13 protein-coding genes are annotated in these 12527 nt (G+C 65.2%); 10 read left to right on the top strand and 3 right to left on the bottom strand.

What is annotated here, in order from left to right; translation table 11 throughout:
- Nucleotides 1-266: 266 nt before the first annotated feature.
- The 6 genes from QY049_RS13350 (at nt 267) to QY049_RS13325 (ending at nt 4231) form a co-directional block, all read left to right on the top strand.
- Entirely contained in the window at nt 267-461 is a 195-nt protein-coding gene (locus QY049_RS13350; protein ID WP_194478071.1) for a twin transmembrane helix small protein, read from the top strand.
- 1 nt (nt 462) lies between these two features.
- On the top strand, nt 463-1035 hold the full coding sequence (locus tag QY049_RS13345) for a cob(I)yrinic acid a,c-diamide adenosyltransferase (protein ID WP_194478070.1): 573 nt from the start codon (nt 463-465) through the stop codon (nt 1033-1035).
- Nucleotides 1036-1160: 125 nt separating this feature from the next.
- Nucleotides 1161-1910: an electron transfer flavoprotein subunit beta/FixA family protein gene (locus QY049_RS13340; protein ID WP_194478069.1), complete on the top strand. Its 750-nt coding sequence runs from the start codon at nt 1161-1163 to the stop codon at nt 1908-1910.
- Nucleotides 1910-2860, top strand: coding sequence for an electron transfer flavoprotein subunit alpha/FixB family protein (locus QY049_RS13335; RefSeq protein WP_194478068.1), 951 nt, complete (start codon nt 1910-1912; stop codon nt 2858-2860). The genes QY049_RS13340 and QY049_RS13335 overlap by 1 nt, the downstream gene beginning before the upstream one ends.
- A gap of 209 nt (nt 2861-3069) precedes the next feature.
- Nucleotides 3070-3951: a 3-hydroxybutyryl-CoA dehydrogenase gene (locus tag QY049_RS13330; RefSeq protein ID WP_194478067.1), complete on the top strand. Its 882-nt coding sequence runs from the start codon at nt 3070-3072 to the stop codon at nt 3949-3951.
- Between the two features lie 85 nt (nt 3952-4036).
- Nucleotides 4037-4231 carry a hypothetical protein gene (locus QY049_RS13325; protein WP_212297328.1) on the top strand — a complete coding sequence of 65 codons (195 nt, stop codon included), beginning with the start codon at nt 4037-4039 and terminating at the stop codon, nt 4229-4231.
- 7 nt (nt 4232-4238) lie between these two features.
- Here the strand turns inward: QY049_RS13325 and QY049_RS13320 are convergent, their stop codons facing one another.
- Nucleotides 4239-4904 carry a TlpA disulfide reductase family protein gene (locus QY049_RS13320; protein WP_258763990.1) on the bottom strand — a complete coding sequence of 222 codons (666 nt, stop codon included), beginning with the start codon at nt 4902-4904 and terminating at the stop codon, nt 4239-4241.
- 101 nt (nt 4905-5005) lie between these two features.
- Between QY049_RS13320 and argH the strand changes: the two genes are divergently transcribed.
- The 3 genes from argH to lysA all read left to right on the top strand — a co-directional run bounded on the left by argH (nt 5006) and on the right by lysA (nt 8080).
- Nucleotides 5006-6403 (top strand): argininosuccinate lyase, encoded by a 1398-nt coding sequence (argH, locus tag QY049_RS13315; RefSeq protein WP_258763989.1) that lies wholly within the window; start codon nt 5006-5008, stop codon nt 6401-6403.
- Nucleotides 6404-6497: 94 nt separating this feature from the next.
- Complete coding sequence (locus QY049_RS13310; protein WP_194478063.1) at nt 6498-6791, top strand: lipoprotein; 294 nt, start codon at nt 6498-6500, stop codon at nt 6789-6791.
- 23 nt (nt 6792-6814) lie between these two features.
- Nucleotides 6815-8080, top strand: coding sequence for a diaminopimelate decarboxylase (lysA, locus tag QY049_RS13305; RefSeq protein WP_258763988.1), 1266 nt, complete (start codon nt 6815-6817; stop codon nt 8078-8080).
- Between the two features lie 142 nt (nt 8081-8222).
- Here the strand turns inward: lysA and QY049_RS13300 are convergent, their stop codons facing one another.
- Complete coding sequence (locus tag QY049_RS13300; RefSeq protein ID WP_194478061.1) at nt 8223-9113, bottom strand: NAD(P)-dependent oxidoreductase; 891 nt, start codon at nt 9111-9113, stop codon at nt 8223-8225.
- A gap of 220 nt (nt 9114-9333) precedes the next feature.
- The gene (locus tag QY049_RS13295; RefSeq protein WP_008567285.1) at nt 9334-9717 is read right to left on the bottom strand and encodes a carboxymuconolactone decarboxylase family protein; all 384 of its coding nucleotides are present in this window, start codon (nt 9715-9717) and stop codon (nt 9334-9336) included.
- A 169-nt stretch (nt 9718-9886) separates the two neighbouring features.
- Between QY049_RS13295 and QY049_RS13290 the strand changes: the two genes are divergently transcribed.
- Complete coding sequence (locus tag QY049_RS13290; protein ID WP_301269499.1) at nt 9887-12499, top strand: TIGR02302 family protein; 2613 nt, start codon at nt 9887-9889, stop codon at nt 12497-12499.
- Nucleotides 12500-12527 lie beyond the last annotated feature (28 nt).

Here is a 12527-nt window from a genome sequence, read left to right as displayed (position 1 = left end):
ACTCCCTCTCCCCGCCTGCGGGGAGAGGGTTGGGGTGAGGGGGGCTCTCCGCACGGACGGTGACAGGGAGACTCGCGGAGCGTCCCCCTTTCCCGGAATCCGCGCTGCGCGCGCATTCCGGCCTCTGCCCGCACGAGGGCAGAGGCAAAAAGGACGAGCAATGAACGCAAATCGGAAATCATCCCGCCAGCTTCTGATATTCTTGGCTCAAAAGCCAGATTGGGAACGCCATGGCGGAGCGCCGCACACGGTGTTATCACCCTCAAATGGCATCTCTCCTCAGTACTTTCATCCTGCCGATTGCCGTGGCCGCCGTGGCGGTGGTGCTGCTGCTCGGTCTCGTCAACATGATGCGTGGCGGCTCGCCCAACACCTCGCAGAAATTGATGCGCTGGCGCGTGCTGCTTCAGTTCATCGCGATCGTCATTGCAATGACCGCGGTTTGGGCCATGGGGCGCTAACATGGTCGTGCTCAACCGCATCTATACCAAGACCGGTGACGACGGCACGACAGCGCTCGGAACCGGCGAACGCCGTCCGAAATACGATCTGCGCATCGCGGCCTATGGCACGGTCGACGAGACCAACGCCGCGATCGGCGTGGTGCGGCTTCACACCAAGGATACGCCGGAGCTCGACGCGATGCTTGGCCGCATCCAGAACGATCTGTTCGACCTCGGTGCCGATCTCGCGGTGCCCGAGCGGGAAGGCAAGGCGGAACGGCTGCGGGTGGTGGCGAGCCAGGTCGAGCGGCTCGAGCGCGACATCGACGCGCTCAACGACAAGCTCGCGCCGCTGACCTCCTTCGTGCTTCCGGGCGGCACGCCAGCTGCCGCCTATCTCCACGTCGCCCGCACGATTTGCCGCAGGGCGGAACGCGTGATCGTGGAACTGGCGGCCCAGCCCGGCGAGCCTGTGGGCGCCGCTGGCATCCAGTATATGAATCGCCTGTCGGACTTCCTGTTCGTGGCCAGCCGTGCCGCTAACCATGACGGGGCCGGCGACGTCCTCTGGGTTCCAGGCCAGAACCGCTGACCCATTGAGGTCAGCATTTCCAAGGTCTAAAATTTGGCCTTGTCGCGCGTTGACCGGGCCGGATCAGGCCTTTAGGTTCCGCGCCAGTTGAATACCCCCCTCCCAAATTGAGTGAAAGAGGATCGATGAAGGTCTTAGTGCCGGTAAAGCGGGTGGTCGATTACAACGTCAAGGTCCGCGTCAAGGGCGATGGATCGGGCGTTGAACTCGCCAACGTCAAGATGTCGATGAACCCCTTCGACGAAATCGCGGTCGAGGAAGCGTTGCGCCTGAAGGAGGCCGGCAAGGCGACCGAAGTCGTGGTGGTCTCCATTGGACCGGCGCAGGCGTCGGAGACGATCCGTACTGGTCTTGCCATGGGCGCCGATCGCGGCATCCTTGTGAAGGCCGAGGGCACGGTCGAGCCGCTCGCTGTCGCCAAGATCCTGAAAAAGGTTGCCGAAGAGGAGCAGCCCGGCCTGATCATCCTCGGCAAGCAGGCGATCGACGACGACAGCAATCAGACCGGCCAGATGCTGGCCGCGCTGCTCGGCTGGTCGCAGGCGACCTTCGCTTCGAAGCTCGAGGTCGAAGGTTCCGACTTCAAGGTCACCCGCGAAGTCGACGGCGGCTTGCAGACCGTGAAGCTCAAGGGACCGGCGATCGTCACCACCGATCTCCGTCTCAATGAGCCGCGCTATGCCTCGTTGCCGAACATCATGAAGGCCAAGAAAAAGCCGATCGCGGAGAAGACCGTCGCCGATTATGGCGTCGACGTCACCGCGCGCCTCGAAGTTCTGAAGACGGCTGAGCCCGCGGGCCGCAAGGCAGGCGTCAAGGTGAAGGACGTCGCCGAGCTGGTGTCGAAGCTCAAGAACGAAGCCGGGGTGCTCTGATGACGACGTTGCTGATTGCTGAACACGAACACGAAGTTCTCAAGGACTCCACCAACAAGGCACTGACCGCGGCCTCCCAGCTCGGTGGCGACGTTCACGTGCTGGTCGCCGGTGGCGGGCAGGGCACCAAGGCTGCGGCCGAGGCGGCCTCGAAGCTCGCTGGTGTCGCCAAGGTGCTGGTCGCCGAGGGCGAGGCTTACGCGCACGATCTGGCCGAGCCGCTGGCCGCGCTGATCGTCTCGCTGGCGCCGTCCTATGACGCGATCGTCGCGCCCGCGACTTCGCGCTTCAAGAATGTGATGCCGCGCGTCGCCGCTCTGCTCGACGTCATGCAGGTCTCGGAGATCATCAAGGTGGTCGCCCCCGACACCTATGAGCGTCCGATCTATGCCGGCAACGCCATCCAGACGGTGAAGTCGAAGGACGCCAAGAAGGTCATCACCGTCCGCACCTCGACCTTCGCGGCCGCCGCTGCCGGCGGCAGCGCGCCGGTCGAGAGCGTCGCTGCGGCAGCCGATCCCGGCCTGTCGACCTTCGTCGGCGAGGAAGTTGCCAAGAGCGACCGTCCCGAACTGACCTCGGCGAAGATCATCGTCTCCGGTGGCCGCGCCATGCAGAGCCGCGAGAACTTCGCCAAGTACATCGAGCCGCTCGCCGATAAGCTCGGCGCCGGCGTCGGTGCCTCGCGCGCGGCGGTCGACGCCGGCTATGCGCCGAACGACTGGCAGGTCGGCCAGACCGGCAAGGTCGTGGCTCCCGAGCTCTACGTCGCCGTGGGCATTTCCGGCGCGATCCAGCATCTGGCCGGCATGAAGGACTCCAAGGTGATCGTCGCGATCAACAAGGATGAGGATGCACCGATCTTCCAGGTGGCCGACTACGGCCTGGTCGCCGACCTCTACCAGGCGGTTCCGGAGCTGACCGCCGAACTCGCCAAGCTCGGCAAGTAAAACGCGCCAAAAACACCGGCCGGAGGTATAAACCCCGGCCGGTGTTTCATTTCTGAGGCGTTTTCTTTGGCGTGGGGCACGCCTTCGAAGCGATCCAATCTAGGTTTCGAGCCAAGGTTCTGATTAAATCGGGCTTCTGGTCAAATCAGACCTCCCGGCTCAGGGGATAGGCAGGGCGCGATATGCGCGCCGTTCCGGTGGATGACATTATGGCGGCAGTGATCAAGAAGGTCGGCGTGATCGGCGCGGGTCAGATGGGCAATGGCATCGCGCATGTCGCGGCCTTGGCCGGCTTTGATGTGGTGCTCAACGACATTTCGGCCGACCGCCTGAAGTCGGGCATGGCCACCATCAACGGCAATCTGGCGCGTCAGGTCTCCAAGAAGGCCGTCTCCGAGGACGACAAGAACAAGGCGATGGCGCGCATCTCGCTCGCCGAGAAGCTCGACGACCTCGCTGACTGCGATCTCGTGATCGAGACCGCGGTCGAGAAGGAAGAGGTCAAGCGCAAGATCTTTCATGACCTCTGCGCGATCTTGAAGCCCGAGGCGATCGTCGCCTCCGACACGTCCTCGATCTCGATCACCCGCCTTGCGGCTGCCACCGACCGGCCAGAGCGCTTCATCGGCATTCACTTCATGAATCCGGTGCCACTGATGGAGCTGGTCGAGCTGATCCGCGGCATCGCCACCGACGACCAGACCTTCGAGGCGTCCAAGGAATTCGTCGCCAAGCTCGGCAAGCAGGTCGCGGTCTCCGAGGATTTCCCGGCCTTCATCGTCAACCGCATCCTGCTGCCGATGATCAACGAGGCGATCTACACGCTGTACGAAGGCGTCGGCAACGTCGAGGCGATCGACGCGGCGATGAAGCTCGGCGCGCACCATCCGATGGGCCCGCTCGAGCTTGCCGATTTCATCGGCCTCGATACCTGCCTTTCGATCATGCAGGTGCTGCACGAGGGGCTCGCCGACTCCAAGTACCGGCCGTGTCCGCTGCTGGTGAAATACGTCGAGGCCGGTTGGCTCGGTCGCAAGACCCAGCGCGGCTTCTACGACTACCGTGGCGCCAAGCCGGTTCCGACGCGCTAAGGCGGCAGCACCTTCCGCCTTGTGACAATTCATGTCGCGTTAACCCACTCCGCCTAGTGTCCGGCCCGGTACGAGGGTCTGCGCAATGGACATGATGGCGATGGTCAGCACCATGCTGGCCTCTCAGCAAGGCGCGCTGCAGTCGAATATCGCGGCGACGCTGACGAAGCAGAATATGGACATGGAGAAATCCACCGTCCTGACGCTGATGGGTGCCGGTCAGCCTTCGCTTGCCAATGTCGGCCCCGGGGTCGGCGGCAACCTCAACGTCACCGCCTGAATTTTCCCTAAAGCGACGCGGCAGCCGGTCCCAGTGCGGCGCGAAGCAGCTTGAGCGCGTCGTCGCTCGCCCATTCCGCCGGTCCCGCAATGGTCGCGATTTCGCAGCCCTGCGGATCGACCAGCACCGAGGTCGGCATGCCCAGCGCCCGACCTATCGATTTAAGATCCTGGAAAACCTTGGCTTTCTGGTCAGTAAAATAGCCGAGCCTGGTCAGGTTGGCATCTTTCAGGAAGTTCTTCGGCTTCTCGGGATCGCGGGTGTCGATATTGATCGCCACCACCTCGAAATTCGGCCCCGAAAGCTTGGTCTGGAGCTGGTCCAGTGCCGGCATCTCTTTCCGGCACGGCACGCACCAGGTGGCCCAGAGGTTCACCAGCACGGTCTTGCCGCGGAAATCCGACAGCTTCTTCGGCTTGCCGTCCGCGTCCTCGAAGGCCAGGTCCGGCAGCTTCAGGGGGGCGCTCGCCATGGTCAGCGCAGCCACCTCGCCATGGGCGAGCGGAGCGATTTTCCGGGCCGTGGCGACCGCCGCGCGGCAGGCCGGATCACCTGACGGGGCCCGGTTCAGGCCCAGCCCGTACAGCGCGGCGAAGCCGGCCAGCCCGCCGATCGCCACGGTGGCGATGACGATGGGGATCCGGCGCGTGGCGGAGGGCTTCTTGTCGAGCATATCGTTTGTCATCCGGTCGCAGATATGGCTATCAGGGGCCTCTTAATACGGCTGGCCTCGGCCGGCAAACATGCGGCAAAGCAAGGCGTGAGCAGGGGATCATGAGCAACAAGATGTGGGGCGGCCGGTTCTCGGAACGTCCCGATGAGATCATGGAAGAGATCAACGTCTCCATCGACGTCGATCGTCACCTCTTTGCCCAGGACATTGCCGCGTCCAAGGCCCACGCCGCGATGCTTGCCAGCCAGGGCATCATCACGGCCTCTGATGCGAAAAATATCGGCAGGGGTCTAGACACGATTTTGTCAGAGATCGGCAAGGGCGGCTTCGAGTTCAAGCGCGCGCTCGAAGACATCCATATGAACGTCGAGAGCCGCCTGTCGGAGCTGATCGGCCCCGCCGCCGGCCGACTGCACACCGCGCGCTCGCGCAATGACCAGGTCGCGACCGATTTCCGGCTCTATGTCCGCGACATCGTCGACGAGACCGACGCCGCGCTCGCCGCGTTCCAGCAGGCGCTGGTGGAGCGCGCGCTCGAGCACGCCGGCACGGTGATGCCGGGCTTCACGCATCTGCAGACCGCGCAGCCCGTCACCTTCGGCCACCACCTGCTCGCCTATGTCGAGATGGCCGCGCGCGATCGCGGCCGTTTCCAGGATGCGCGCAAGCGGCTCAATGAATCCCCGCTGGGAGCCGCGGCGCTCGCCGGCACCTCGTTCCCGATCGATCGTCATGCCACCGCGAAGGCGCTGGCGTTCGACCGTCCGATGGCAAATTCGCTCGATGCGGTCTCGGATCGCGACTTCGTGCTGGAGACCTTGTCGGCGGCCTCGATCTGCGCCGTGCACATGTCGCGCTTTGCCGAGGAGATCGTGATCTGGACCTCGCCGCTGGTGGGCATGATCCGCCTCAGCGACAAGTTCACCACGGGCTCCTCGATCATGCCGCAGAAGCGCAATCCTGACGCCGCCGAGCTGGTCCGCGCCAAGACCGGCCGCGTCATCGGCGCGCTGAATGGTCTCCTGATCGTGATGAAGGGCCTGCCGCTCGCCTATCAAAAGGACATGCAGGAGGACAAGCAGGGCGCCATGGAGGGCTTCGCTGCGCTGTCGCTGGCGATCCGCGCCATGACCGGCATGGTCCGCGACCTCGTGCCTGACGAGGCCAGGATGAAGGCCGCTGCCGGCGAGGGCTACGCCACCGCGACCGATCTCGCCGACTGGCTGGTGCGGACGCTGAAGATGCCGTTCCGCGAGGCTCATCACGTCACCGGCCGCATCGTCGCCAAGGCCGCCGAGGGCGGCGTGGCGCTGCACGAACTGCCGCTGAAGGAGATGCAGGCGATCGAGCCCAAAATCACCAAGGAGGTGCTCGGCGTGCTCTCGGTCGAATCGTCGGTGAAGAGCCGCACCAGCTTCGGCGGCACCGCGCCGAAGAACGTGACGTCGCAGGCAAAGAGCTGGCTGAAGCGGCTGGAAAAAGAGCGAAAATTGGGCTGAGGGCGAAAATTTCGCTTTTGTTTCATGGCCCTCCGGCTCTCGCCAGAGCGAGCCAATCTCTGTATGGTGCGCGCCGCGTAGTGGGGATTTCGTCGTGACGTCAAAGTTTCGCCCGGCCGGCTCGGGGTGGGCCATCATTGTCTTGAGCCTGACGGCGCTTGCGCTCGCCGGCTGCGGCCGCAAGGGCCCGCTCGACCTGCCGCCGACCGCCTCCAGCGCATCCACGGCCAACGTTGCCGCGCCGACCGACACCGAGACCGAAGCCCAGAAGACGCCGAGCGTGTTCAATCCGACCTACGGCGCGGATGCCGCGCCGGCGGCGACCAAGGGCAGGAAAAAACCGTTTATCCTCGACCCGCTCCTGGACGAACCTCCCGGCAAGAAATGAGCCGGGATAACTGAGCCAACGCCATGAACCATTTCGACTATCGCAACGGCGTGCTGCACGCCGAGGCGGTGAACCTGTCCGAGCTGGCCGCGACCGTCGGCACGCCGTTCTATTGCTATTCGACTGCGACCCTGGAGCGGCACTACCGCGTCTTCGCCGACGCCTTTGCCGGCGAGAAGGTGCTGGTCTGCTACGCCATGAAGGCGAACTCCAACCAGTCGGTGCTGCGCACGCTGGCCAGGCTGGGCGCCGGTGCCGACGTCGTGTCCGGTGGTGAACTGAAGCGCGCGCTGGCGGCCGGCATTCCCGCCAGCAAGATCGTGTTCTCCGGCGTCGGCAAGACCGAGACCGAGCTGCGCGCCGCGCTCGCCGCCGACATCCTCTGTCTCAATGTCGAGTCCGAGCCCGAGCTCGAGCTGCTGTCGCGCCTTGCGACCGGGATGGGCAAGACCGCGCGCATCTCCATCCGCGTCAATCCCGATGTCGATGCCGGCACGCACGCCAAGATCTCGACCGGCAAGTCCGAGAACAAGTTCGGTATCCCGATCGTGCACGCCCGCGAGGTCTATGCGCGTGCCGCGAAACTGCCGGGCATCGAGGTAACAGGCACCGACGTCCATATCGGCAGCCAGATCACCGATCTCTCCAAGATGGAGGCGGCGTTTCGCATCCTCTCCGAATTCGTGCAGACGCTGCGCAGCGACGGCCACAACATCAGCCACGTCGATTTCGGCGGTGGCCTCGGCATTCCCTACTACATGGACCGCGAGGCACCGCCGGCGCCGGATGCCTATGCCGCGATGGTCAAGCGCGTCAGCCACAATCTCGGCTGCACGCTGATGTTCGAGCCGGGCCGCATGATCGTCGGCAATGCCGGCATCCTGGTCGCCAGGGTCATCTATGTGAAGCACGGCGACGGCAAGAATTTCGTCATCATCGACGCCGCGATGAACGACCTGATCCGTCCGACGCTGTATGAGGCGCATCACGACATCCTGCCGGTGATGGAGCCGGCCAAGGGGGCGGCGACCATCATGGCCGACGTGGTCGGTCCGGTCTGCGAGACCGGCGATTATCTCGCCCTCGACCGCACCCTGCCGACGCCGAAGCCGGGCGATCTCATCGCCATCATGACATCGGGCGCCTATGGGGCGGTGCAGGCCGGCACCTACAACACGCGGCCGCTGGTGCCGGAGGTGCTGGTGAAGGGCGATCAATACGCGGTCGTGCGTCCGCGCATCGAGGTCGAGCAGCTCATCGCGATGGACACGCCGGCGCCGTGGCTGTGAAGCGGCACGACGCGGCCGGCCGAAATCTGCAAAACAACCCCATGCACAGTAGCGCGGGGAGCCTTGCATGACACCCGGTCGTCCGGCGAAATTGCTTGATTGGCCGGGAGAATCGGCAATGGTCGCGCAATTCGCGTGAGCGTTACGTCTTTCCGCCCACGATCACGCCCGCCTTCTTCTCGATCGGCTTGATCGCCGCGGTGAAATCGGACCCGGCGCCTTCCGCAGCGATCACCGTCTCCCACAGCCGGCCGACCGCGTCGGCGACTTCCATCGACAGGCCGAGCTGCTTCATCTCCTCCAGCGCCAGCCGCACGTCCTTCACCATCAGTCCGGTGGCGAAGCCGAAATCGAAGGTTCGCGGCAGCACCGAGCGCGGAAACTTGTCGCGGCTTGCCGTGTTCATGCCCGAGCCGGCATTGATGACGTCGATCATCACGGCCGGATCGAGCCCGGCCTTCACGCCCATCACAACGGCCTCCGACGTCGCCACGATCGCCGTGGCCGACAGGAAATTGTTGGCGAGCTTCATCGTCTGCGCCGCGCCGGGCTTCTCGCCGATGAAGAACACCTTTCCGATCACGTCGAGCGCAGGCTTCAACAGCTCGAACTCGGCCTTCGGCCCCGACACCATCACCGCCAGCGTGCCCTTCTCGGCGCCGCCGACGCCGCCGGAGACCGGACAGTCGATCTGAACGATGTCGCGCTTGGCCAGCAGGCCGTGAATTTTCGCCGCCATCGCCGAGCCGACGGTGGACAGGTCGATGAAGCGCCTGACGCGGCTGCCCTCGATCACGCCGTTCGCGCCCGTGGCGACCTCGAGCGAGGCCTGCAGCGACGGCAGGCTCGCCATCACGGTCTCGACCTTGTCGGCGACGTCCTTCGGCGATGTTGCAGCGGTGGCGCCGCGCGCGACCAGCTTGTCGACGACCTCCTTGCGGGTGTCGAACACGACCAGCTGGTGCCCGGCCTCGATCAGCCGCCGCGCCATCGGCAAACCCATGTTTCCGAGGCCGATAAATCCGATGTCCATGGTGTTTCCTTTGTTTGTTGTTGTGCGTGAGAGCGGAGTCGCATCTTCCGCTCATCGTCCCGGGGCATCGTGAAGCGCGAGCCCGGGACCCATATTCCCAGGGAGAAGATGTTCGTGCGAAAGTGGTCACTCCGAGTCCCGATAACCACATCGGCCTGTGGTTATGGATCCCGCGCTCGCGCTTCGCGCGCCCCGGGACGACGTCGGAGCTAATGGGGCCTCATGCCTTCCCGTCGATCTCCGCGAACACCTCGCGCGCGATTCTAAAGCTGTCGACCGCGGCCGGCATGCCGCCATAGATCGCGACCTGCATCAGGATCTCGCGGATCTCGTCGCGGGTGACGCCGTTGGTCAGCGCGCCCTTCAGGTGTGCGCGGAACTCGTGCTGGCGGTTGAGGATCGCGATCATCGCGATGTTGAGCATGCTGCGGGTCTTGCGCGGCAGCTCCTCGCGGCCCCAGACCGTGCCCCAGCAATATTCGTTGAGCATCTCCTGGAACGGACGGTTGAAATCGTCGACGTTCTTCAGCGCGTTGTTGACGTAGGCCTCGCCCAGCACCGCTTTGCGGACTTCCAGGCCCTTGTCGTGCATCTTCTTGTCCATGGCGTTTCCTTGATTCCTCTCGGGATGGCGGCGCGGAAATTACGGGGTTGCGCCGGGCCAGTCACGTCCCCGTGTTATGCGGGAAAAGGGGTGTCTCCCGTACAGGAACGGATGCCTCAGTGCTGCCGTTGTGGTACGCTTCTCTCCACCGGGCAACTTGGAGAGTTGATTGAACGGCGTCACCCCCGACCCGTCAGACCCGATCCGTGATGGCGATGCCCTGTCGCGGTTGAAGCTGGCGCAGGCCCTCGAGCGGTCCACCTATGCCATCGCGTGGGAGCGTGCCTGGCCCGGCTTGGCGCGTGTTCTGACGGTCATTGGCCTGTTTCTGGTGGTGTCCTGGGCCGGTCTCTGGCTGGCGCTACCCTCCGTCGCGCGTGCCATCGGCCTCGCCATCTTCGCTGTCCTTGCGGCCGGCGCCCTGTTCCCGCTGTTTCGGTTTCGCTGGCCGGGCCGCGAAGAGGCGCTTGCCCGCCTCGACCGTGGTTCGGGCATCCGTCACCGCCCGGCCACCACCCTCACGGACACGCTGACGTCGCAGGACCCGGTCGCCCAGGCACTCTGGCAGGCACAGCGCGAGCGCACGCTGGCCTCGCTCAAGCGCATCCGCGCCGGTTTGCCGCACCCGCGCCTCGCCATCCACGACCCCTGGGCGCTGCGCGCGCTGGTCATGGTGATGCTGGTCGCGACCTTCTTTGCCGCGGGCGACGAGCGCGCGATGCGGCTGGCTGCGGCCTTCGACTGGAACGGCGTGCTGGCGCCCACCAATATCCGCGTCGATGCCTGGGTCACGCCGCCGCTCTACACCGGCAAGCCGCCGGTGATCCTGTCGGCCGCCAACAAGGAGGCTGCAGCACTTCCAGCCTCCGGCCCGCTCGCCGTTCCCGCCGGATCGACCCTGATCGTGCGCTCCTCCGGCGGCAGCCTGGACGTCGTTGTCTCCGGAGGCCTCAAGGAAGCTGAACCCAAGGAAGCGGCGCCCAAGGGCACCAGCGAGAAGCATTTCACCATCTCCGGCGACGGCACCGCGCATGTCCGCGCGCCCTCGGGCCAGCCGCAATGGGCTTTCGCGGCGACGCCGGACCGTCCGCCGACGATCGCGCTGGCCAAGGATCCGGAGCGCCAGGCGCGCGGCGCGCTGCAGCTCGTCTACAAGATCGAGGATGATTACGGCGTTACCGGCGCCGAAGCGCAGGTTGCCGCGCGCAGCAGTGACGCCGGCAAGGAAGCCGATGGCAAGACCGCGGTGCGGCCGCTGTTCCAGCCGCCGCAATTCCCGCTGGTGCTGCCGAATGCGCGCACCCGTAATGGCGTGGGCCAGACGGTGAAGGACCTCAGCGAGGATCCCTATGCCGGCGCCGATGTCACGCTGACGCTCACCGCCAAGGACGAGGCCGGCAACGAGGCGAAGAGCGAGCCGTTCAACATGCGCCTGCCCGAGCGGCTTTTCACCAAGCCCCTCGCACGCGCGCTGATCGAGCAACGCCGCATCCTCGCGCTCGACGCCAACAGGAATTCCGACGTCTACACCGCGCTCGATGCGCTGATGATCGCGCCCGAACTGTTCATGCAGCAGACCGGGCAATATCTCGGCCTCTACAGCGTCACCCGCCAGCTCGAGGCGGCGCGCACCGACGATGCGCTGCGCGAGGTCGTGGCGAGCCTGTGGGCGCTCGCGGTGACGATCGAGGACGGCAACATCTCCGACGTCGAGAAGGCGCTGCGCGCGGCGCAGGACGCGCTGAAGCAGGCGCTGGACCGCGGCGCCAGCGACGAGGAGATCAAGAAGCTCACGCAGGATCTGCGGGCTGCGCTCGACAATTTCATGCGCCAGCTCGCCGAGCAGTTCCGCAACAACAAGGACGCACAAAATCTCGCGCGTCCGCTCGATCCGAACACGAAAATCCTGCGCCAGCAGGACCTGCAGAACATGATCGACCGCATGGAGCGCCTGTCGCGCTCCGGCGACAAGGATGCCGCCAAGCAATTGCTCGACCAGCTCCAGCAGATGCTGGAGGGCCTCCAGATGGCGCAGCCCGGACAGTCCGGCGAGAGCGACATGGAGCAGGCGCTCAACGAGCTCGGCGACATGATCCGCAAGCAGCAGCAATTGCGCGACAAGACCTACAAGCAGGGCCAGGACTCCCGGCGCGATCGCATGCGCGGCAAGCAGCAGCAGCAGGGTGACCAGTCCATGTCGGACCTGCAGCAGGACCAGCAGGCGCTGCGCGACCGCTTGAAGAAGCTCCAGGACGAAATGGCCAAGCGCGGCCTCTCGCAGAAGGGCCAGAAAGGTCAGCAGGGACAGAAGGGCCAGCAAGGGCAGCAGGCCGATCCCGGACAGGACGGCGATCAGGACGCCGACCAGGGTGATGACGACGGCGGGCTCGATTCCGCCGACAGCGCCATGGGCGATGCGGGTTCGAAGCTCGGCGATGGCAATGCCGACGGCGCAGTGGATGCCCAAGGCAAGGCGCTGGAGGCGATGCGCAAGGGTGCGCAGAAGATGGCCGAGGCGATGCAGCAGGGCGATGGCGACGGCCAGGGCGATGGCCCCGGTAATCGCGTGGGTCGTCAGCAGAGCGGCGGCAACCAGACCGACCCGCTTGGCCGTCCGCTGCGTGGCCGTGAATTCGGCGACGATTACACGGTCAAGATTCCCGGCGAGATCGACGTCCAGCGCGTCCGCCGCATTCTCGAAGAGCTCCGCCGCCGCTTGAGCGACCCTTCGCGCCCGCAGATCGAGCTCGACTATATCGAGCGCCTGCTGAAGGATTTTTGAGGGCGGCCCACGACCAGCTCACCGTCAT

This window comes from Bradyrhizobium sp. WYCCWR 13022 (assembly GCF_030435535.1).
Taxonomy (GTDB): Bacteria; Pseudomonadota; Alphaproteobacteria; order Rhizobiales; family Xanthobacteraceae; genus Bradyrhizobium.
This window is presented reverse-complemented; position numbering and strand designations above follow the sequence as displayed.

Excerpts from the sequence above, each read along its gene's own strand:
- QY049_RS13350 (WP_194478071.1), top strand. The coding sequence starts at position 267 with ATGGCATCTCTCCTCAGTACTTTCATCCTGCCGATTGCCGTGGCCGCC.
- QY049_RS13345 (WP_194478070.1), top strand. The coding sequence starts at position 463 with ATGGTCGTGCTCAACCGCATCTATACCAAGACCGGTGACGACGGCACG.
- QY049_RS13325 (WP_212297328.1), top strand. The coding sequence starts at position 4,037 with ATGGACATGATGGCGATGGTCAGCACCATGCTGGCCTCTCAGCAAGGC.
- QY049_RS13340 (WP_194478069.1), top strand. The coding sequence starts at position 1,161 with ATGAAGGTCTTAGTGCCGGTAAAGCGGGTGGTCGATTACAACGTCAAG.
- QY049_RS13300 (WP_194478061.1), bottom strand. The coding sequence starts at position 9,113 with ATGGACATCGGATTTATCGGCCTCGGAAACATGGGTTTGCCGATGGCG.
- QY049_RS13295 (WP_008567285.1), bottom strand. The coding sequence starts at position 9,717 with ATGGACAAGAAGATGCACGACAAGGGCCTGGAAGTCCGCAAAGCGGTG.
- QY049_RS13335 (WP_194478068.1), top strand. The coding sequence starts at position 1,910 with ATGACGACGTTGCTGATTGCTGAACACGAACACGAAGTTCTCAAGGAC.
- argH (WP_258763989.1), top strand. The coding sequence starts at position 5,006 with ATGAGCAACAAGATGTGGGGCGGCCGGTTCTCGGAACGTCCCGATGAG.
- QY049_RS13330 (WP_194478067.1), top strand. The coding sequence starts at position 3,070 with ATGGCGGCAGTGATCAAGAAGGTCGGCGTGATCGGCGCGGGTCAGATG.
- QY049_RS13320 (WP_258763990.1), bottom strand. The coding sequence starts at position 4,904 with ATGCTCGACAAGAAGCCCTCCGCCACGCGCCGGATCCCCATCGTCATC.
- lysA (WP_258763988.1), top strand. The coding sequence starts at position 6,815 with ATGAACCATTTCGACTATCGCAACGGCGTGCTGCACGCCGAGGCGGTG.